The sequence below is a fragment of the Achromobacter sp. GQ309 genome (assembly GCF_059759315.1).
In genome coordinates this window covers 511,173-528,947 of sequence record NZ_JCAXDP010000001.1, presented here as the reverse complement: position 1 = coordinate 528,947, position 17,775 = coordinate 511,173, and the positions used below count along the sequence as shown (strand labels likewise).

Sequence of the window (17,775 nt, the reverse complement as noted above, 5' to 3'; positions counted from 1 at the left end):
GACGCACGATGCAAACCGATCATCCCGTCGTATCCCGCCCCCAATGGACCGTTGCCCGCGAGGCGCTGTTGCGGCGCGAAAAGGAACTGACCCACGCCTCGGACGCCCTGGCCCGCGACCGCATGGCGCTGCCGTGGGTGCGAGTGGACAAGCCATACACCTTTGAGGGCGCGCACGGCATGCAAGGCCTGGATGCCCTGTTCCACGGCAGGCGCCAGCTCATCGTCTATCACTTCATGTTCAGTCCGGACTGGGAGGACGGGTGCGTGGGCTGCTCGCTCCTAGCCGATCACCTGGACAGCGCGCTCATGCACCTGCGGCACCACGACGTGACGGTGGTGGCGGTCTCGCGCGCGCCGTATGCCCGGCTGGCCGCCTTCCAGGCCCGCATGGGCTGGCAGTTTGACTGGTACTCGTCAGCGGGCAGCGACTTCAATTTCGACTTCGAAGCGTCCGTGCCGCAGGCGGATGGCGCCGTCGAGGAACGTCCAGGGACCAGCGCGTTCTTCCGTGATCCCGACGGCGAAATCTTTCACACCTACTCGGCCTTCGAACGCGGCGTGGAGCGCCTGGCGGGGGCCTACAACTACCTCGACATCGCGCCGCTGGGCCGCAACGAAAACGGCCCGTATTTCGATGTTCGCGACTGGGTGCGCCACCATGACCGATACGGCGACACCCCGCGCCAAGCCTGCCACGACCACCGCTAGGCCGCAGGCCACGGCCGGCATGGCTGGCCTGTGGCTGGTGTGCCTGGCGGCCATGGGCGCCGGACTGATTGTGGACACGTGGCGCACGCCCGCCGCGCTGTTGGCCAGCGAGTGCGGTGCGCCGGGAACGCTGGCGCAACTGGCATGGCGGCACGTCGTGCTGATGCCGGCCAGCTCGGCCGCGATGGCGCTGGCGGCGCTGCTGCCCTGGTCTCAGCTGTCCGGGACTCGATGGCCCTGGGTTCAATTGCCTTGGTCCCGAATGCCTCGTATCCGATGGCTCTGGCTGCGGCTGCAAGCCGGCGAACCGCCGCTGGCAAGCCGGGTGCTCTGCCTGGTCCTCATGGCGATCGGTATGGTGCTGGGCGCGCGCCTGGGCGTTCAGACAGCGCAGGCGCTGGGCGCTGCGCCGTTTTGGGGAATGGTGCTGGGCATGGCGGCAGGAATGGCCGCAGGCATGGCTGCGACCCTGTTGCCGGTCGCCGCGGTCAGCGCCTGGCGCCGGTAAGCGGGCGAACCGCGGGCGGCGCCGTCTCGATCAACGCAGCGCCGGGGGCCTGGATTTCCAGCGCCGACGTCGCCTGGGCCACGCACGGCAGGATCCAGCCCTCTTCCTTTTCGTCGCGCGACAGGCCGGGCCATTCGATGCCGTACACGATCGATCCGTCCAGCATCAGGCACATGCAGGCGCGGCAGGTGCCATTGCGGCACGAACTGGGCAGCTTGATGCCCGCGGCCTGCGCCGCCAACAGCACGCACGTGCCGGCCGGCGCGTCAAAGCGCAGGCCCAAGGGCTGGACGAGAACCGGGTGCGAGCACATCGTCGTCAGGCTGCCCGCCGCCGCTCAGGCGACGTTGTCCTGCCAGTCCAGCTTCCAGGCGCCGGACAGCACGTTCTGCATCCACAGTACGCAGGTCAGCGTCTTGGCGTCGGTGACCTCGCCTTGGCTGCACGCCGCCAGCAGCTCCTCGGGATGCTTGCTGATGACATCCAGAAATTCGTCCTGGTCGAGCTGGCGCTCGCCTGCCCGCAGGCCGCGCGCAAAGAAGATGTGAATGATTTCAGTGGAATAGGCGATGGCCAGGTGCAGGGCGCCCGCATGGGCCCATTGGCCGGCGGTATAGCCCGTCTCCTCCAGCAGTTCCCGCTTGGCGCACACCAGCGGATCCTCGCCCGGATCCAGCTTGCCCGCAGGAAATTCCGTCATCACGCGGCCGATGGGATATCGGAACTGTCGCTCGAGCAGCACCCGGCCATCGTCGAGCAGCGGAATCACCACCACCGCCCCCGGGTGCACCACGTACTCGCGGATACCGGTATGGCCGTTGGGCAGGCTGACGGTATCGCGGCGGATCTTCAGGAAGCTGCCGTCATACGGGGCCTCGCTTTCGAGGAGCGTTTCGACGAGATGGGTATCGGCGGGTCGGGTCATGAGGACGTCTGGATCGGAAACTGAGAGGGGCGGCGAGCCGTTGCCGGCACGCCTGGCAGCTTACCACCGCCCCGCAGGCGGCCGGTCAGCCGAACTTGCGCGCGGCATCCAGCGCAAGACCCGCGCCGATGCTGCCGAACAGGTCGCCTTCCACGCTGCGCGCCTCGGGCACCAGCCGGGACACGCTTTCGCGCAGGCGCGGCACACGGCTTGAGCCGCCCGTGAAGAACACGGTATCCACGTCCGCCGTCGACACGCCCGCATCGCGCAGCAACTGGCCCACCGTGGTCTCGACCTTGTCGATCAAGCGTCCCACGCTCGCGTCGAACGATGGGCGCGTCACCTCGACACCCAGATCCGGCGCGATGCGCGACAAGTCGATGCGCGCGGCGGGCGCCTCGGACAGCGCGATCTTGGCTTCTTCCACCTGCACCGCCACCCAGTGGCCCGCACGCTCCTTCACCAGGTTCAGCAGCAGATCGATCTTCTGGCGGTCGCCGGCCTCGGCGCGGATATAGGCAAAATGCTCGGCTGCCTTGCGCGTGTAGGCCTGGTTGATGGTGTGCCAGCAGGCCAGGTTGCCGTATTGCGTCGACGGCACGTCCTTGCCGCTGCGCAACTGGCTGCCCAGGCCCAGCAGCGGCATCACGTGCGCCAGGCTCAATTGCTTGTCAAAATCCACCCCGCCGATATGCACGCCGCCGTAGGCCAGGATGTCGTCGCGGCGGTCCGGCTTGGCCGCGCGGTCCGGCCCCAGCCGGATCAGCGAAAAGTCCGACGTCCCCCCGCCGATGTCGATCACCAGCACCAGTTCCTCGCGGCTGATCTGCGACTCATAGTGGAAAGCGGCGGCCATCGGCTCGAACTGGAACTCGATGTCGGTAAACCCGACGTTGCGCGCGATCTCTTCCAGCGTGTCCTGCGCCGTCTTGTCGGACGCGGGATGATCGTCCACGAAAAACACCGGACGGCCCAGCACGGCACGGGTGAAGCCGCGCCCGGCGGCGGTCTCGGCGCGCGCCTTCAATTCAGCGATGAAGCGCGTCAGCAGGACACGGAAAGGGATGGAACGGCCCTGCACTTCCGTCGAGCCGTCGATGAGCGAGCTGCCCAAGAGGCTCTTCATCGAACGCATCAGGCGCCCGTCGTAGCCCGCCAGGTAGTCGGAGATGGCCGCGCGGCCATAGCTGACCTCGGCGTCCTCGTCGTGAAAGAAGATGGCCGACGGCAAGGTGGTCTTGCCGTCCTCCAGCGCGAGGAGCGCATGTTGGTCGGGACGGCTCCAGCCGACGGTGGAATTGGAGGTGCCGAAGTCGACGCCGCAGGCGGTGGAAATCATGGGAATTCAGGCGCTTAGAGCAAAACGGCGCACAAGTGTACCCGCTCTGGCTCCGGCCCTGGATTCCCGTGGGGGCTTATTGCTGCTGGCGGCGCTGTTCCAGTTCGCGCAGACATTGCTCGACGCCGGCCTGCATCTGCGCATTCGACGTGGCTGCGCGGTCCGACACCGTACGGCAGCGCTGGAACTCGGCCTGGCTTTGGGGCGTGTCGCGGATCGGTGCGGGCGGCGGGGCTTCGGGCGTTACGGTCATGCGCAGCGTCGAGGGTGGCGACAGGCTGCCCTGGGCCGAGGGAAACTGCATCTCCTGCGTGGCGCCGGGCGCGACATTCTGGGCCTGGGCAGCGCCCGCCGCGCACAAGGCGGCAAACAGGAAAGCGGATACGTGTTTTTTGTTCATGGCGACCTCGGTTAGATGAGTCAGCGCCCGGGCCGAGGGCCGGGCGCACCGCCTAATCGTATCCCCGGTGGATGGCAGGCGTCGTGCCAAGACGCAACATCATCCCCGCCAGTTGTTTCCTGCGGTTTCCGCGGCGGGTCTCAGGACGCGCGCCGGGTCTTGCGCAGCGGATCCAGCAGCGATGACAAGCCGTTGTGATCCAGTTCGTGCATCAAGGCCAGCAAGCGGCCCAGCTCTCCCGGCGGAAAGCCCTTGCGCGCGAACCACGCCAGATACGGTCCGGGCAGGTCGGCGATCAACCTGCCCTTGTACTTGCCAAACGGCATGTCGCGCGTCACCAGCAGCGCCAGCAGTTCGGGATCCATCACATTCATCGCGACGCACCGCCGGTAAAGAGATCAGCGGCCGCTACAGCGGCGATCTTCACACCGAAGCTGGAAATGGCCGGCAACGTGGCGTTGTGATGCGCCCGGATCTGGCCGCCGTCCGCATGAGGCTTGTCGTGCGTGGTATGCGCGTCGGCCGCCAGCGTGACCGCCAGCCCCAACCCCGCCGCCCGCCGCACGGTCGTGTCCACGCAGAACTCTGTCGCGTACCCACACACCACCAGATGCGTAACGCCCCGCTCCGCCAACACCTGCCCCAATTCCGTTCGCAGAAACGAATCAGGTGTCGTCTTGCGGACACGGAAGTCGTCGGCGGCCGGCGCGAGGCGCGTATCCAGGTCCCACCCCGGCTCACCATGCGCCAGATCGGACCCGGGACTTTCATGCTGGACGTAAACAACCGGCGCACCGGCCGCACGGGCACGTTCGGCCAACGCATTGATGCGGGCCAGCACCTGCGCGGCCTCGAAGGGCGGCGGCGAGGTTTCGAACAACGCGCGTTGCACGTCGATCACGATCAGGGCGGATGTCATGGGAATGGCGTCAGGGGGAGGACTGGATCGCAATGCGCGGCTCGCACCGTACCGGAAAATTCACCGAATTGGCAATGAAGCAGCAGTGGTGCGCGCGTTCGTGCAGCTGTTCCGCCAGCGCGGCGTCGTCGCCCGCGCCGATGGTGACCTGGGGCCGCAACGTGACCGATGCAAACGCGCCGCCGCGTTCCGGATCTTCCTGCATGACGCCTTCGGCCTCGTCCCGATAGGCCTGCACGGTCACTCCTTCCACCGCGCACAGGTGCAGATACCAGAGCTTGTGGCACGCCGATAGCGAGGCCACCAGCATGTCTTCGGGATTCCAGCGCGAGGCATCGCCGCGGAAGGCGGGGTCCGACGATCCCGGCACCTCGGGCTTGCCGGCGGCCTGGATGACGTGGTCGCGGAAATAGGCCGCGTAGCCGGCCGTACCGGCGCCGGTGTTGCCGGTCCATTCGACGGTAACGCTGTAATGATGTTCGCCTTTCATGCTGTAGTCCTGTTGCCTCGTGGTCCTGTTGCCTTGCGCCTCGCGGCCCTGTCGCCTTGTGCCGCTATCGCTGCGCCGGCAGCCTAATGCCGCCTCACGCGCAAGGAAGGCCGAGCTTAGCGCACGCTTGGCCGCGTCGGTTGGATGTTTATGACACGCATCGGCCTTACATCCCGTTTCAGCATGGGCCCGTTACTGTCCGTATCGTGAGGACGCGTCTGGCCATCTGAGATCAGCCAATAAGCCAGTCCGTCACACAGGAGCTCGCCATGATGAAAACCACCCTGACCTGCACCCTGAGTCTTGCGCTGCTCGCCGGCTGCGCCCCGTCAAAGCCCATCACCGCCCGGTCGGTGCCGGTAGACCACCACACCTCCCGCGACTCCCTGGACTGGCCCGGCAGCTACGAAGGCACCCTGCCCTGCGCCGACTGCCCCGGCATCCGCGCCCGCCTGACGCTGATGAAGGATGGCCGCTACGAAAAGCTGACCCAGTACCTGGACCGCCAGCCGCAGCCCGAGATCGTGACGGGCACCTTCAGTTGGGAGTCTGACGGCAGCACGATCCGGCTGGACGCCGCAGGCGATAGCCAGCGTTACTTCGTCGGCGAGAACCAGGTAACGATGCTCTACCGCGACGGCACGCGCCCCACCGGCCCGCTCGCGGCGCATTACGTGCTGCGCCGCGTGCAATAAGCCATCGCGCCGCCGCCGCCTTTGAGGCTATCCTCTGGCATCGACCGCGCCCGGCGGCGCGTTTCATCCAGCAAGGAAGCCATGAAGACCGATCACGAAATGCTGTCTGCCTTCGCCCCGACGGGCGCGCTGCGCGCGTCCATCAACCTGGGCAATCCCATCCTCGCCAACACCGATCCCGCCACCGGCCAGCCTGGTGGCGTGTCGGTGGACCTGGCCACTGAACTCGCGCGCCGGCTCGACGTGAAGCTGGAACTGGTGGTCTTCAAGTCCGCCGGCGAATCCGTCAATGCCGTCGCCGCCGAACAGGCCGACGTAGGCTTTTTCGCGATCGACCCGCTGCGCGGCGAACAGATCGCCTTCACCGCGCCGTATGTCGTTATCGAAGGCGCTTATCTGGTGCGCCAGGACTCGCCCATCGTCAACAAGGACGAGGTCGACCGCGCCGGCCACCGCGTCGTGGTCGGCAAGGGCAGCGCCTATGACCTGTACCTGACGCGCGAACTCAAACAGGCCGAGATCTTTCGCGCCCCGACCTCGCCCGCCGTCGTCGACACCTTCGTGCAGGAAAACATGGAGGTCGCCGCGGGCGTCAAGCAACAGCTCGAAGCCGACGCGCAGCGTCTGGGCGGGCTGCGCCTTCTGGACGGTCACTTCATGCTGATCCGCCAGGCCATGGGCGTGCCCAAGAGCCGCGGCGCCAAGGCCAGCGCCTACCTGGCCGCCTACGTGGAAGCCATGAAGAAATCCGGCTTCGTCGCCGAAGCGCTGGCGCGCCACAAGATCCAGGGCGCCGCCGTGGCGCCGCTGGAACCGGCGGCGCAGGCCCAGGCCTAGGCTGCCTCGCGACAAGCTGCCGCACCGCAGGCCGGGCGCCTTCATGCAGAGGCACCCGGGCCGCAGCGTGCGTTAGTGACTGATCATCCAGGGCCGCGCGCCCGCGAATGACTTTGCGCCATCTCGCGATGTGCGCGTTCTTCCCCGCGACCGCCCGCTGCCGCAGCACCCGCAGTTCATGCCGTGCCCCGCGCGCGTGCTGCGCGGCTCATTGGCGCTGCGCTCGTTCGCCGCGTGCGCCCGGTTCAAGGCCGAGGACAGCGCCGACACCGCTGGGGCACCGCCCACAATGCGGTCCGACAACGCCCCGCACTGCGGGCAGGCCGCCGGATCCCGCCACTGCGCCAACCGCCGCAGCGCTGCAAAAGCGCCGCAATCCGCGCACGCATAGTCGTACATCGGCATCGTCGTCTCCTACAGATCGCGCGACAGCGGCATGTCCACATCGCCCTTGATGTGCTTGACGGGACCGCTCGCGGACGGCTGGATGTCGAAGTCGAAGATCTCGGTGGGCAGCCAGAGCGTGGCGCACGAATTGGGAATGTCCACCACGCCGCTGATGTGCCCCTGCACCGGCGCGCACCCCAGCAGCGAATAAGCCTGCGCGCCCGAATAGCCGAACTTCTTCAGGTATTCGATGGCGTTCAGGCACGCCTGCCGGTAGGCCACATTCACGTCCAGATAATGCTGCTTGCCCGCTTCATCGACGGAAATTCCCTCGAAGATCAGAAAGTCCTTATAGGCCGGCGTGATCGGACTGGGCTTGAAGATGGGGTTGCGGATCGCATACTTGTCCATGCCGCCCTTGATCAGCGATACGCGCATGTGCACCCAGCCGGCCATTTCGATGGCGCCGCAAAACGTGATCTCGCCATCGCCCTGCGAAAAGTGCAGATCCCCCACCGACAGGCCGCCGCCCTTCACATACACCGGAAAGAACACCCGCGCCCCGCGCGACAAATCCTTGATGTCGCAATTGCCGCCATGCTCGCGCGGCGGAACCGTGCGCGCCCCCTCGCCCGCTGCGCGGTCGCGGTCGGCGCCCTGCAAGGCCCCCATGTGCGCGGTCTTGGGTGCTGGCGGATTGGCCAGCGGCGGCACGCGATCTGGATTGGTATCGATCAGGGCCTGCTCGCGCCGGTTCCATTCGTCCAGCAGCTTTCTGTCAGGCAGGCAGCCGATCAGCCCAGGATGGATCAGGCCCGCGAAATTGACGCCAGGGATGTGCCGGGACGACGTGAACATGCCGTGAAAGTCCCAGATCGATTTCTGTGCGTGCGGAAAATGGTCCGTCAGGAAGCCGCCGCCATTGTTGCGGCTGAAAAATCCGTTGAATCCCCACAGACTGTCCGGCTTGGCGCCGATATCCAGCAGATCAACCACCAGCAGATCGCCCGGCTCTGCACCCTCCACCCCCACGGGCCCGGACAGAAAATGCACGGTCGACAAATCCACGTCCCGCACGTCATCGGCGCTGTCGTCATTCTTGATCGCGCCGCCCGTCCAATCGTAGGTTTCCAAAATGAAATCGTCCCCCGGCTTCACCCACACCGCCATCGGAATATCCGGATGCCAGCGGTTGTGGATCTGCTTGTTTTCGTAGGGGGATTGTTCCAGATCGACACTGATAAGCGTGTTGGTCATTCTCTTTCATCTCCGTCGTCAAGCGTTGATAAAACAGAAGGGGTGACCGCTGGCTGACTGAAAGGAAGCAGCAACTCAGGTTTTATAAGCCATGGATCTGGAAGGGACGGTAGGACAGTTTTAGACAACGGTAAACTGGCTTTTTGCCCAGTGTCCTATGGCCTACTTCGTCCGTAATCCCAGCGCCCAGGCGGCCTCTGGACCAGTAGCCATTGCCACAGAGAGCGACTTGCGGATACTCTCTGTGCTTGCGTCACACGCGGGCCAGCCATTTACAAGTTCCACAAATTGGGGACTTGAACAACGCCCGCAATCGAGCATAAAAAAGCCCGCTTGCGGCGGGCTGGATAATGTGTCAGCTGTTGGACTTTATTGATGTCGGTTTCGTTACATCCGGGCTATCAAAATGACCAATTACAGTCTTCAGGATGTCTTATCCCATGCCTACGAATTGGCGTTCGCACCTATCCAGGTGAACGTGGCGCTAATCGGTTGCGCCATCGTCGTACTACTGGTGCTGCGACGGGCGAAGGCGCGCTGGTTCCACAATGATGAGTTGGACAAACTGGTGCCCAGGTATGGGCGGAAGGTAGCGCGCCAGATAATCCGGTCACGCAGACAACAGAGCGTGGCACCATCGGTCCCGTTCTACCACAATGAACCGTGGGATTAATCGCCCGCATGAAGAGCCGCCCGAAGGCGGTTAGACATGCGCTATTTGGTGGAGGCGGCGAACCCTGGGGAATGGTTGGCCAGCGCGGGCCTGCGGCCCTTGTATGCCCGCAAGAATGGAAACTCTACAAGCAAAGATACGGCGTAGGCTAGTACGACCGACACGCCAATCATCAGCGTGCACACGCCGAAAGCTCCGAAATGCGAGTCAATGGCCGCCCAGAATCCCGTTCCGCGATAACGTTTGACGACCTGGAACACGAGCAGGTGAACCAGATAGAGCGGGTACGACAACCTGGCAATGAAGACCACCAGCTTCGACCGGCAGGGCCACCAATACACCGCCAGCAGCGCTAACGCTCCCGCAGCCCCAAAGAGTGTAGGTAGCCAGACCGTTGCATCGGTAATCGTGTACGGCGCGGCCAGAAAAGCGGGGTTGGCGAGCATGAAGGCGCCAAATAGGCACCATAGCGCGGCGGACGTCGCCAGTAGCACGGCTGACCACCTCCGTACGTTCCAGCCTTGCAAGACGATGCCTGCGGCCACGACGCCGGCTGCCAACTCGTCAAATCTCATGTGAAACTGGATGAACGTGCCGAAGTACCTACCGTCATTCGGAGCGTAGTCAAACGTCACCCAAAGCCTTGCCGCCATCCCCGCCAGCGCGACCAAGAACACGATGAGTGTCACGTTTTTCAGGTTGTTTTTGGTGACCTTGAATGCAAGTACGAGCGCAAGTGGGGCGATCAGGTAGAACATTTCTTCGATCACCAATGACCACGACCCATCCACGATGAATTGGGGGTCAACCCGGATAAGATTTGGGAAAAAATACGGCCCCGTGGTTTGGAGAAACAGGCCCCCGTACAGCATGTTTCTAATAGCGGACCAGTCCAAGGCGGGCGCACCAGCCTTGAAAAAGTAGTACATCAAGATCATGAAATAGTAGATCGGGAGTATCCGCAACGCCCGCCTACTGTAAAACTCCCACATTGAGAGCTTTCCGGCCCCGATCTTCTCTAGAAGCATGCCGCCAATCAGGAAGCCGCTCAGGACGAAGAACAGATCCACGCCGACCCAGCCAATCCTAATGGCATTCGCGTGAAATAGGACCACTAGCGACACTGCGATTGCTCGCAGCACATCGATGCCGGGATACCGGCCCGGGGTGGTCATGTACTCCCAATGATCGCGAACGTAACGCACACCTGCCCCAAAGCACCGAATGATCGGGAATCATAACGCGGACGGTTCACGCCTTCCCCACCGCCTCTTCGACGGCCGGCAAACCCAGCGGGGGTCTGGCTATTCCGGGGGCATCCTCGTCCCATTCCGACGGTGCGTCACGCCTGCAGAAGAATTCCCAGCCGGCTATTCCACGTGTCGCCGTAAGCCTTGCCAGCGACCGGAATACGGATCAATGGCCGTTTCAGGTCATTGGTGGAAAAGTCGAAGTGAACGTTCAGGAACGACAGGTTTCCATTACCTGACTTCTCGGTCCATTTGAGCTGCCACTTGCGGATATAGGAAAAGTCCAGGACTTCGCCCGGGTCCTTTGCGCCATCGACCATGCACAGTTTCTGGCTCTGCGGGTCGAACGCAATGACCACCTTCTTAGCTTTGTCGCTCAGAATCAACTCGCTGTCGACGCTGTCTTCCGGAAACGCCGTACCCGACCGCTGATTGTGCTCGCGAAACTTCGCCAACAAAGCCTTGTGCCGCTTCTGCTGACGATGCACGGCCCAGGCGATCAACGCGACGATCGTCAGCACGATGGAGATGATATTGAACATGGAGCTGGCCCCCTGATGGCCGATAAACGCTGTACCGGCGTTAACGGCCGCAAAGGCGAAGAACTTTAGCCAGCAGTTATGATGCAAGCCATTCATCGCGCACCACGAAGGTTCATCCGCATGGCCGTCTCGCCCCGCCCGTCCCTCGCCATTCTTCTCATCATCGCCGCGTGCGCCAGCACGTCCGCATTTGCCGACGACGGCTGTGTCGCGCGCGTCGATGCAGAACTGGCCCGCATCAAACAGGCTCAGGACGTCCAACGCACGCGCGAGGCTGCCAATAATCTGGAACTGAATCGGGAGCTATGCCAAGGCCGGCTGGACCTGCTGGACGCGCGTTTTGCCTTGAACGACGACTTCGAAGCGTGCCGCCGCAACGGCGTGCAGTTTTCGGATCAGGTGACGCGCAACCTTACGGGCGCGTCTGATGATCTGAGCGGTATGAAGGCCTCGTGGATCCGGACCTGCGGCCTGCACATGAAAGACTGATAACGGTAAGACATTGCGATTGTGGCCGCTCGAGCGGCCACGTTCGCGGTCAATCGACTACCTGGCTCTTACGCCGCCTGCTTGGCGGCATCGCGCGGAAAGAAAATCGCGCGGCTGGGATCAAAGCCATACAGGGATTCGTACTCCGGCGCGTCGGCCGCCAACGCAAGCACCGATTCCAGAATGAAGTCCGCCTTAGCGTCAGACAGCAGCGCGCTGAAGTTCAACCGCACAAAGCCGGGCTTCTCGATCTCGCGGCCGTCCATGATGGCCTGCCGCATCTGCAGCGACTGCGCGTCGTCGATATCCAGCAGACGATGCACGTAGGGTCCCGCGCAAGCGCATCCGCCGCGCGCCTGAATGCCGAAGCGATCGCTCAACATGCGCGTCACCAGTTGCTGATGCACAAACCCGCCCTTGCCGTTGCGCACCCGGAAAGAGAAGATCGGCAAACGGTTCGCCGTCAACGACCCCAGCAGCTCCAGACGCTCCGCGCCCTTCCAGGCGGCAAGCGCGCGCTGCACGAAGTGCGCATGGCGCTCCTGCATGAATTCCGCGCCCAGCGCTTCCTTCACCAGCACTACCAGTGCAGCGCGGATGTCCCCCACCACATTCGGCGTACCCGCTTCTTCCCGAGATTCCAGACTGCCGCTGTAATCATGTCCCACAGGCGAAACAAACTTCACCGTGCCGCCTCCCGGCCAGGTCGGCGTCGTGTCGAGCACCGCGTCGCGGCGCACGATCAATACGCCCGAGGCCCCAGGCCCGCCGATGAACTTATGGGGTGAAAACACGATAGCGTCGATCTGCGCATCCGGCGCCGGCGACAGCCGGATGGGCAGGTACGGCGCGCCGCCCGCGTAGTCCCACAACATCTTCGCGCCGGCAGCCTTCACGCGCCGCGTAATACCCGCGACGTCCGCCACGATGCCCGTCACGTTCGACGCGGCCGATAGCGCGCAGACCACCAGCGCATCTTTCGGCGCATCCAGCGCCCGCGCCAACTGCGCCAGATCCGGGCCCCCTTCGGGGCTTTCTGCCAGTTCAACGATCTCGGCGCCGCATTCGCGCCACGGCAGGATATTCGAATGATGCTCGTACGGTCCGATGATGACCCGAACCTTCCGGCCGGCAGCCACCGCCGCGTTCACGCCGAACAGATTCACCAGCCGGTTGATACCCGCCGTTGCGCCCGACCCCGAGAAAATCACCGCATGCTCATCGTCGGCGCCGCAGCACCGCGCGACGGCGGCGCGGGCCTCGCGCCGCAGCCGGGTGATGAAGCCGCCGCAGAACGAAGCCTCGGTGTGCGAATTGGCGTAATACGGCAGCACCTGTTCAAGCACAAAGCGTTCGACCTGCATCAGCGCCCTGCCCGATGCGACGTAATCCGCATAAACCAAAGGCTTGGACCCGAAGGGCCCGTCAATGCAGGCATCCTTGCCGATAAGCCCGTCGGCAAGCGCCGCCGCGATATCGGAAGACTTCAGGCTGTCTTGAAACTGCTGCAACGGCGAAGCCGAGACGCGGACGGGCGCCTCGGCAAAAGGCATATTCATGGCGGGAGGGATCCGAAAAGTACGCAAATATCATACGATGGATGCCTTGATGAAACATCACCGTTTTTTTGCCATAAGTTCATGAAAACGGGTCACATGATCGAATCGATGGAAAAAATAGACAAACTTGATCTGAGCATCATCTCCTGCCTGCAAAAAGACGGCGCCTTGTCGCAACGCGAGCTTGCCGACAGGGTCGGTTTGTCGCAGAACGCCTGCTGGCGACGGCTTCAACGATTGAATGCCTGCGGCATCATCCGCGGCACGCGGGCCGAAGTCAGCCTGGTTGCGCTGGGCCTGGACCTCACCGTCTTCGTCATGATCCGCACCAGCCACCACGCGAAGGCCTGGGCTGATGGCTTCCGAAAGCATGTCGAGCGTCTGCCGGAGGTGACGGAGTTCTATCGCATCGGCGGCGATTGGGACTATCTGATCAAAGTCGTGTGCCGCGGCATGGTGGGGTACGACCGGTTCTATCAGAAGCTGATCACGGACTTCGAGTTGTCGACGGTGACGGGATTCTTCAGCATGGAAGCAATCATCGAGAACCGGCCGCCGGATCTGCGGATGCTGGAAGATTGAAGGGGTACGCGGTAGAAGCGATAGCGCTTTCGGTGGCTGCCCGCCGACAAGGCGGCGCGGTGTAAAGGTTGCCAGTCACTCGTTGAAGCACGGCGCGGTGTATCGGTTGCCAACCACGCATTGATATTCGCCTCGTGCTTCGGGCGCCGGCAGCCCGCTGGTGGCAGTCACGTAGGCCAGTCATCGGCCCGCATTTGAAATACACTGCGCACAATGCGCCCAGGAACTTTCCCGCCGCGCGTTGTTCGAATTCACCTCATTCCCACATCGTGGAGACCCGTCCGGCCATGACCCTCTAAGCCCTCCCCCAGATCACCGCTTGCGCTGCGCGCAACGCGTCTTATCGAATCCGGAGAGCTTCTTATGGCCCAGTCTTCCCGCGCGCCCGCACCGGCGCATCCCCAGCCGCAATCCTCGGCGCCCTTCCTCAGCCTGCGTCACGTCAGCCATGCACTGCCCAATGGACGCATTCTGCTCAATGACGTCAGCCACGACTTTGACGGCAGCACCCGCTATGGCCTTATCGGCCGCAACGGTGCGGGCAAGTCCATGTTGCTGCAGTTGGCGCACGGCGCCATGGGCATGCAAACCGGCCGCATTATCCGCCGCGGCCGCATCGCGTACGTACCTCAGGAACAACCGCGAACCGCCGCCACCACATTGGCGGACGTCGCCGGCATTGCGCCGATCCTGCAGGCCTTGTCCCACATCGAAGCCGGCAGTACTCGCCAGTCAGACTTCGATCTGGCCGAAGGCCATTGGCGCATCCGTGATGAATGGACCCGCATGCTGGCCGACGCCGGCTTGCCCGCGTGGCAGCCCGAGCACCCCGCCTCGATTGCCAGCGGCGGCGAGCTCACGCGCGTCGCACTCGCAGGCGCCCTGATGCAGAACCCCGACGCCCTGCTGCTGGACGAACCCAGCAACCATCTGGACGCAGGCGCACGCTGCTGGCTCATGGACCAGATCGCCGCCTGGCGCGGCGGCTTGATCGCCGTCAGTCATGACAGGACGCTGCTGGACGCCATGTCCTGCATTGTCGAACTGGATCGAGGCACACTCACCACATATGCCGGTAACTACGCCGCTTACCGCGCCCACCGGGACTGCGTAGCCGCCGCGCTCGAAGCGTCCCTGGCTCACGCACGCAACGAACGCACTGCGAGCCTGCGCGCGCTGCGCCAACAGCACGATGCCCAACAACAACGCAACGCCCGCGACGCCCGCAAGGCCCGGGATGCAAACCAGGCGCCGATCCTGCTGGGCATGAAGAAGGCCAACGCCCAAGCTCATGCCGGCCGTGAGAATATCCGGCGGCAAGAGACCGTTGCCGCGTTGGACGATGCGGTAAGGCAGGCCGCTGCGCAAATCGATCAATCGGCAGGCATCGCACTGGCCTTGCCCGAAACCGCCGTGCCACAAGGTCGCCGCGTGCTGCATCTGGAGCATGCGAAAACGCCCTATCCAGTGGAAGCATGTGCGTTAACGGTGACGCTGTCTGGCCCGTTCCGGTTGGCCATTCGCGGGCCGAACGGATGCGGCAAGAGTACGTTGCTGTCCATGCTGGCTGGGGAATTGGCGCCGCACGCAGGCGTATGCGACGTCCGCGTGCCGACCGCCATGCTGGATCAGCGGGCGTCCCTCATTCCGGAAGACAAAAGCTTGCTGGAAACGCTGCAGGTGCTGGGCGCCACGTTATCGGAAGGTGAACTTCGCAGTCGATTGGCATTGCTGGGCCTTGGGTCTGCGCTGGTCAATGCGCCCGCCGGGACATTGAGCGGCGGGGAGCGCCTCAAGGCTGCGCTGGCGTGCGCGTTGTGGCGGAAGACGCCTGCGCAGTTGCTACTGTTGGATGAACCCACAAATCATTTGGACATTGAGGCGGCGGAGGCGCTGGTAAGCGCGCTCCGGGAGTATCCCGGTGCGATGGTGGTGGTCTCGCATGATGAAGCGCTCTTGGAGGGAATAGCGCTCACACATGAACTGGTGTGGCGGCCGGCGGGATGGCAGTTTCATGAGTCGCCGGGCATGCCGACGTGACACAAGTCATCGCAACGGCCGGATCGCTTCGGCGTTGGAGGTTGAAACGATGAGGGTGGTTATGGGCAGCGAAGATTCTTGGTTTACTCCGCGGAAGCGGAATCGGGAAACAGGAATATCTCGGAATACACCGGCTCGCTCCAGGCATGGAGCCTTGCGCCAAGCTCCTTGTGCGCATCTACGTAGTCTTCAAGCAGGCCAGGATACGTAAGGAAAGTCTGATCGGAATTCCCATAGACTTGAGAGAAACTGCGCGACATCAGCGCCCGTCCATCAGTGTCCTTCAATGCATACTCGATGATGGTCATTGGCTTGTACGAATCCGTCGCGGACGCCGCGCCATATGCGGTGCCCAGGCGCAGCAAGAGCTGCATGTATCCGGCGGTCGGCACGAGGTCCTCAGAAACGCTCGACACCAGGTCCTCACTACCTGAGGGCCGCAGCACTTTCGTGACTTTTACCGCACGCCCATCTTTGACGAGCAAGTCACCGATCTGGCGCGCGAACGCCTGGTTGAAGCTCTCGTTGGGGAATTTCTTGGAGACCAGTTCGGAAAATTCCTTAGAACGCCGCTCGGTGCGCGCCTTCATGTCCAACTTATGCGCGGCGTCCGCCGTGACCCCCATCAATAGTCCCACCGGCCCCAAGATTCCCAGCACGCCAAGCGACTGCGAACCGCCAAGGTCCATGATCACGTACTCATCTGGGTGATAAAAGATTTCGACCGGCAGTCCTGACTGAATGGCGGCTCGATTGGCCAGCTTATCCAATTGGTATTTCGGCGTAGGCTGGTGGATGGCACATCCGCTCAGAAAGATCACAGCGATCGAAAGCAGCTTTTTCATATGGACACTTGTGAATGAAGGCAATGCAAATTGCGTGCCTTGGATTGAAGATTCACGAGCAGCCCAGCCAGATTCGCCTTCCGTCTCAAGCTGCGCGCAGCAGCGGCGATATGTCAGCCGATTCGACAAAAGAGAAGGTTGATGCGGCTCCGTCTGAAAATGAGCGCTCGCGCCGCATTTGTAGACCGTGCCTCGGATTGGCAGAATCAGAGCATTATGAAAATACGCGGGCGGTTCGGGCGCCAACCATCACAGTCCCGACCATCTGGCTATTTTGTGTCATGCAAGGCTTTTGAACTGCGTTGAAGATAGTTCAGCATCCGTGCATAGATTCGAACGCGTCCGGCCGCAGTTTCCTCATTATCATTGCGGGCCAATTTGGTAGGTGAAAACACGCACGGTTTGGCCCAGGACCCGAGATACCATCCCGCTTGGAGGGCGTCATACGCACGCCGCTGTGGCGTCGATCGCGGCTTGATCCAATGCGTGGTCACGCGACCCAATCATCACCACATTGCGGTGGCCCTTACCTCGGCGTCCAATAGCACGCGGACCCAGACCATGCCTTTCACTGCCTTAACTCTGGCATCTTCCGGATATGGGAGGTGGGGCTGTGTGGTGTGACCGGCGCCCGAGGTGTGGAAGTGGGCCACATATCCGGCGTTGCGTGATCGCGGCTTTGATGCGACGAATCAGATCGTCGTACTCTTCCGGCGGGAGATGGTCAGCCTGCGCAATTCGCAGCGCGGGATAGGTTCTATCCTCAATATCGGGAGTTCCCGGTGAGCCGACCAAAATGTATAGAAGCTACTCAGCAATGTGCTTTTTTTTAAAGCTGGCACCAAGACGCTTAGGAGCGGGTCCTGACCATTCCAACTCTCGCCTGGGCAAGGAGTGGGATTCGATAGCTATTGGATCGCGGCCACCGCGCCCCTCATGGCTATTGGATACCATATCCGCACGATCATGAGCCCTGTAACTTAATCCTCGCAAAGCACCTCAAAATCAGCTAGCTGGGACTGAAGTCCGGCCTCATGCTCGAACCAGCAATCAAAACCCTCACAATCAATTTTCTTCAGATAAATATAGTACCCACCAGTGTCACCATCCCGGTCACCACCAACGAAAATCTCCCAGCCGCACAAGCGACCTCCGATTGGAAAGCTGCGGTAAACCCGTTTTCCATCCTCGTCGGAGGCAGACTCACCGCTGCGCGTGGATAACAACTTTGCATTGCCTCACTTACAAGGATCCAGACAGTCTTATTTCCGGCCGCCTACCGAAAGTCAGATGGAACACCAGCCAATTGCTCACCAACAAGCCAGCCC

General features: G+C 62.8%; 21 protein-coding genes. 8 read left to right on the top strand and 13 right to left on the bottom strand.

Going from position 1 to position 17,775, the window contains the following annotated elements; translation table 11 throughout:
• The first annotated feature begins 8 nt into the window (after nucleotides 1–8).
• Nucleotides 9–710: a DUF899 domain-containing protein gene (locus AC6CIE_RS02480; RefSeq protein WP_498091016.1), complete on the top strand. Its 702-nt coding sequence runs from the start codon at nucleotides 9–11 to the stop codon at nucleotides 708–710.
• Nucleotides 661–1,218 carry a hypothetical protein gene (locus AC6CIE_RS02475; protein ID WP_498091014.1) on the top strand — a complete coding sequence of 186 codons (558 nt, stop codon included), beginning with the start codon at nucleotides 661–663 and terminating at the stop codon, nucleotides 1,216–1,218. Before AC6CIE_RS02480 ends, AC6CIE_RS02475 begins: the two co-directional genes overlap by 50 nt.
• Here the strand turns inward: AC6CIE_RS02475 and AC6CIE_RS02470 are convergent.
• The 7 genes from AC6CIE_RS02470 to AC6CIE_RS02440 form a co-directional block, all read right to left on the bottom strand.
• Nucleotides 1,199–1,531, bottom strand: a complete 333-nt coding sequence (locus AC6CIE_RS02470; RefSeq protein ID WP_498091012.1) for a 2Fe-2S iron-sulfur cluster-binding protein — start codon at nucleotides 1,529–1,531, stop codon at nucleotides 1,199–1,201. The two genes, AC6CIE_RS02475 and AC6CIE_RS02470, sit on opposite strands and share 20 nt — an antisense overlap.
• A gap of 24 nt (nucleotides 1,532–1,555) precedes the next feature.
• Nucleotides 1,556–2,143 (bottom strand): NUDIX domain-containing protein, encoded by a 588-nt coding sequence (locus AC6CIE_RS02465; protein WP_286900093.1) that lies wholly within the window; start codon nucleotides 2,141–2,143, stop codon nucleotides 1,556–1,558.
• Between the two features lie 85 nt (nucleotides 2,144–2,228).
• Nucleotides 2,229–3,482, bottom strand: a complete 1,254-nt coding sequence (locus AC6CIE_RS02460) for an Hsp70 family protein (protein ID WP_367352605.1) — start codon at nucleotides 3,480–3,482, stop codon at nucleotides 2,229–2,231.
• A gap of 76 nt (nucleotides 3,483–3,558) precedes the next feature.
• Nucleotides 3,559–3,882, bottom strand: a complete 324-nt coding sequence (locus AC6CIE_RS02455) for a hypothetical protein (protein ID WP_175123541.1) — start codon at nucleotides 3,880–3,882, stop codon at nucleotides 3,559–3,561.
• 140 nt (nucleotides 3,883–4,022) lie between these two features.
• Nucleotides 4,023–4,247 (bottom strand): DUF3820 family protein, encoded by a 225-nt coding sequence (locus AC6CIE_RS02450; RefSeq protein ID WP_175138444.1) that lies wholly within the window; start codon nucleotides 4,245–4,247, stop codon nucleotides 4,023–4,025.
• A 5-nt stretch (nucleotides 4,248–4,252) separates the two neighbouring features.
• Nucleotides 4,253–4,801, bottom strand: a complete 549-nt coding sequence (locus tag AC6CIE_RS02445) for a cysteine hydrolase family protein (RefSeq protein WP_498091009.1) — start codon at nucleotides 4,799–4,801, stop codon at nucleotides 4,253–4,255.
• Between the two features lie 10 nt (nucleotides 4,802–4,811).
• Nucleotides 4,812–5,291: an OsmC family protein gene (locus tag AC6CIE_RS02440; RefSeq protein WP_498091007.1), complete on the bottom strand. Its 480-nt coding sequence runs from the start codon at nucleotides 5,289–5,291 to the stop codon at nucleotides 4,812–4,814.
• A gap of 269 nt (nucleotides 5,292–5,560) precedes the next feature.
• Here AC6CIE_RS02440 and AC6CIE_RS02435 point away from each other — a divergent pair, with 269 nt between their 5' ends.
• Together AC6CIE_RS02435 and AC6CIE_RS02430 are read left to right on the top strand one after the other, a co-directional pair.
• Nucleotides 5,561–5,986, top strand: coding sequence for a copper resistance protein NlpE (locus AC6CIE_RS02435; RefSeq protein WP_175123544.1), 426 nt, complete (start codon nucleotides 5,561–5,563; stop codon nucleotides 5,984–5,986).
• Between the two features lie 81 nt (nucleotides 5,987–6,067).
• Entirely contained in the window at nucleotides 6,068–6,823 is a 756-nt protein-coding gene (locus tag AC6CIE_RS02430; RefSeq protein ID WP_498091005.1) for an ABC transporter substrate-binding protein, read from the top strand.
• Nucleotides 6,824–6,895: 72 nt separating this feature from the next.
• On the opposite strand, the gene AC6CIE_RS02425 is transcribed toward AC6CIE_RS02430, so the two are convergent.
• The 4 genes from AC6CIE_RS02425 to AC6CIE_RS02410 all read right to left on the bottom strand — a co-directional run bounded on the left by AC6CIE_RS02425 (nucleotide 6,896) and on the right by AC6CIE_RS02410 (nucleotide 10,932).
• A complete protein-coding gene (locus tag AC6CIE_RS02425) occupies nucleotides 6,896–7,228 on the bottom strand; it encodes a zinc ribbon domain-containing protein (protein ID WP_498091003.1) in 333 nt (110 codons plus the stop codon).
• Between the two features lie 9 nt (nucleotides 7,229–7,237).
• Complete coding sequence (gene fmdA, locus AC6CIE_RS02420) at nucleotides 7,238–8,467, bottom strand: formamidase (protein WP_175138433.1); 1,230 nt, start codon at nucleotides 8,465–8,467, stop codon at nucleotides 7,238–7,240.
• 714 nt (nucleotides 8,468–9,181) lie between these two features.
• A complete protein-coding gene (locus AC6CIE_RS02415; RefSeq protein ID WP_498091001.1) occupies nucleotides 9,182–10,315 on the bottom strand; it encodes an acyltransferase family protein in 1,134 nt (377 codons plus the stop codon).
• A 167-nt stretch (nucleotides 10,316–10,482) separates the two neighbouring features.
• Nucleotides 10,483–10,932: a hypothetical protein gene (locus AC6CIE_RS02410; protein WP_239215753.1), complete on the bottom strand. Its 450-nt coding sequence runs from the start codon at nucleotides 10,930–10,932 to the stop codon at nucleotides 10,483–10,485.
• Between the two features lie 120 nt (nucleotides 10,933–11,052).
• On the opposite strand from AC6CIE_RS02410, the gene AC6CIE_RS02405 reads away from it, so the two are divergent.
• Complete coding sequence (locus AC6CIE_RS02405; protein ID WP_313066434.1) at nucleotides 11,053–11,421, top strand: hypothetical protein; 369 nt, start codon at nucleotides 11,053–11,055, stop codon at nucleotides 11,419–11,421.
• Between the two features lie 68 nt (nucleotides 11,422–11,489).
• Here AC6CIE_RS02405 and AC6CIE_RS02400 read toward each other — a convergent pair whose 3' ends face one another.
• On the bottom strand, nucleotides 11,490–12,980 hold the full coding sequence (locus AC6CIE_RS02400) for an aminotransferase class V-fold PLP-dependent enzyme (RefSeq protein ID WP_498090999.1): 1,491 nt from the start codon (nucleotides 12,978–12,980) through the stop codon (nucleotides 11,490–11,492).
• 96 nt (nucleotides 12,981–13,076) lie between these two features.
• Here AC6CIE_RS02400 and AC6CIE_RS02395 point away from each other — a divergent pair, with 96 nt between their 5' ends.
• Together AC6CIE_RS02395 and AC6CIE_RS02390 are read left to right on the top strand one after the other, a co-directional pair.
• On the top strand, nucleotides 13,077–13,562 hold the full coding sequence (locus tag AC6CIE_RS02395; RefSeq protein ID WP_175139653.1) for an Lrp/AsnC family transcriptional regulator: 486 nt from the start codon (nucleotides 13,077–13,079) through the stop codon (nucleotides 13,560–13,562).
• Nucleotides 13,563–13,925: 363 nt separating this feature from the next.
• Nucleotides 13,926–15,602, top strand: a complete 1,677-nt coding sequence (locus AC6CIE_RS02390) for an ABC-F family ATP-binding cassette domain-containing protein (protein WP_498090997.1) — start codon at nucleotides 13,926–13,928, stop codon at nucleotides 15,600–15,602.
• Nucleotides 15,603–15,685: 83 nt separating this feature from the next.
• On the opposite strand, the gene AC6CIE_RS02385 is transcribed toward AC6CIE_RS02390, so the two are convergent.
• Entirely contained in the window at nucleotides 15,686–16,447 is a 762-nt protein-coding gene (locus AC6CIE_RS02385) for a hypothetical protein (protein ID WP_498090995.1), read from the bottom strand.
• A gap of 14 nt (nucleotides 16,448–16,461) precedes the next feature.
• On the opposite strand from AC6CIE_RS02385, the gene AC6CIE_RS02380 reads away from it, so the two are divergent.
• Nucleotides 16,462–16,743, top strand: coding sequence for a hypothetical protein (locus AC6CIE_RS02380; RefSeq protein WP_498090993.1), 282 nt, complete (start codon nucleotides 16,462–16,464; stop codon nucleotides 16,741–16,743).
• Nucleotides 16,744–17,775: the final 1,032 nt, after the last annotated feature.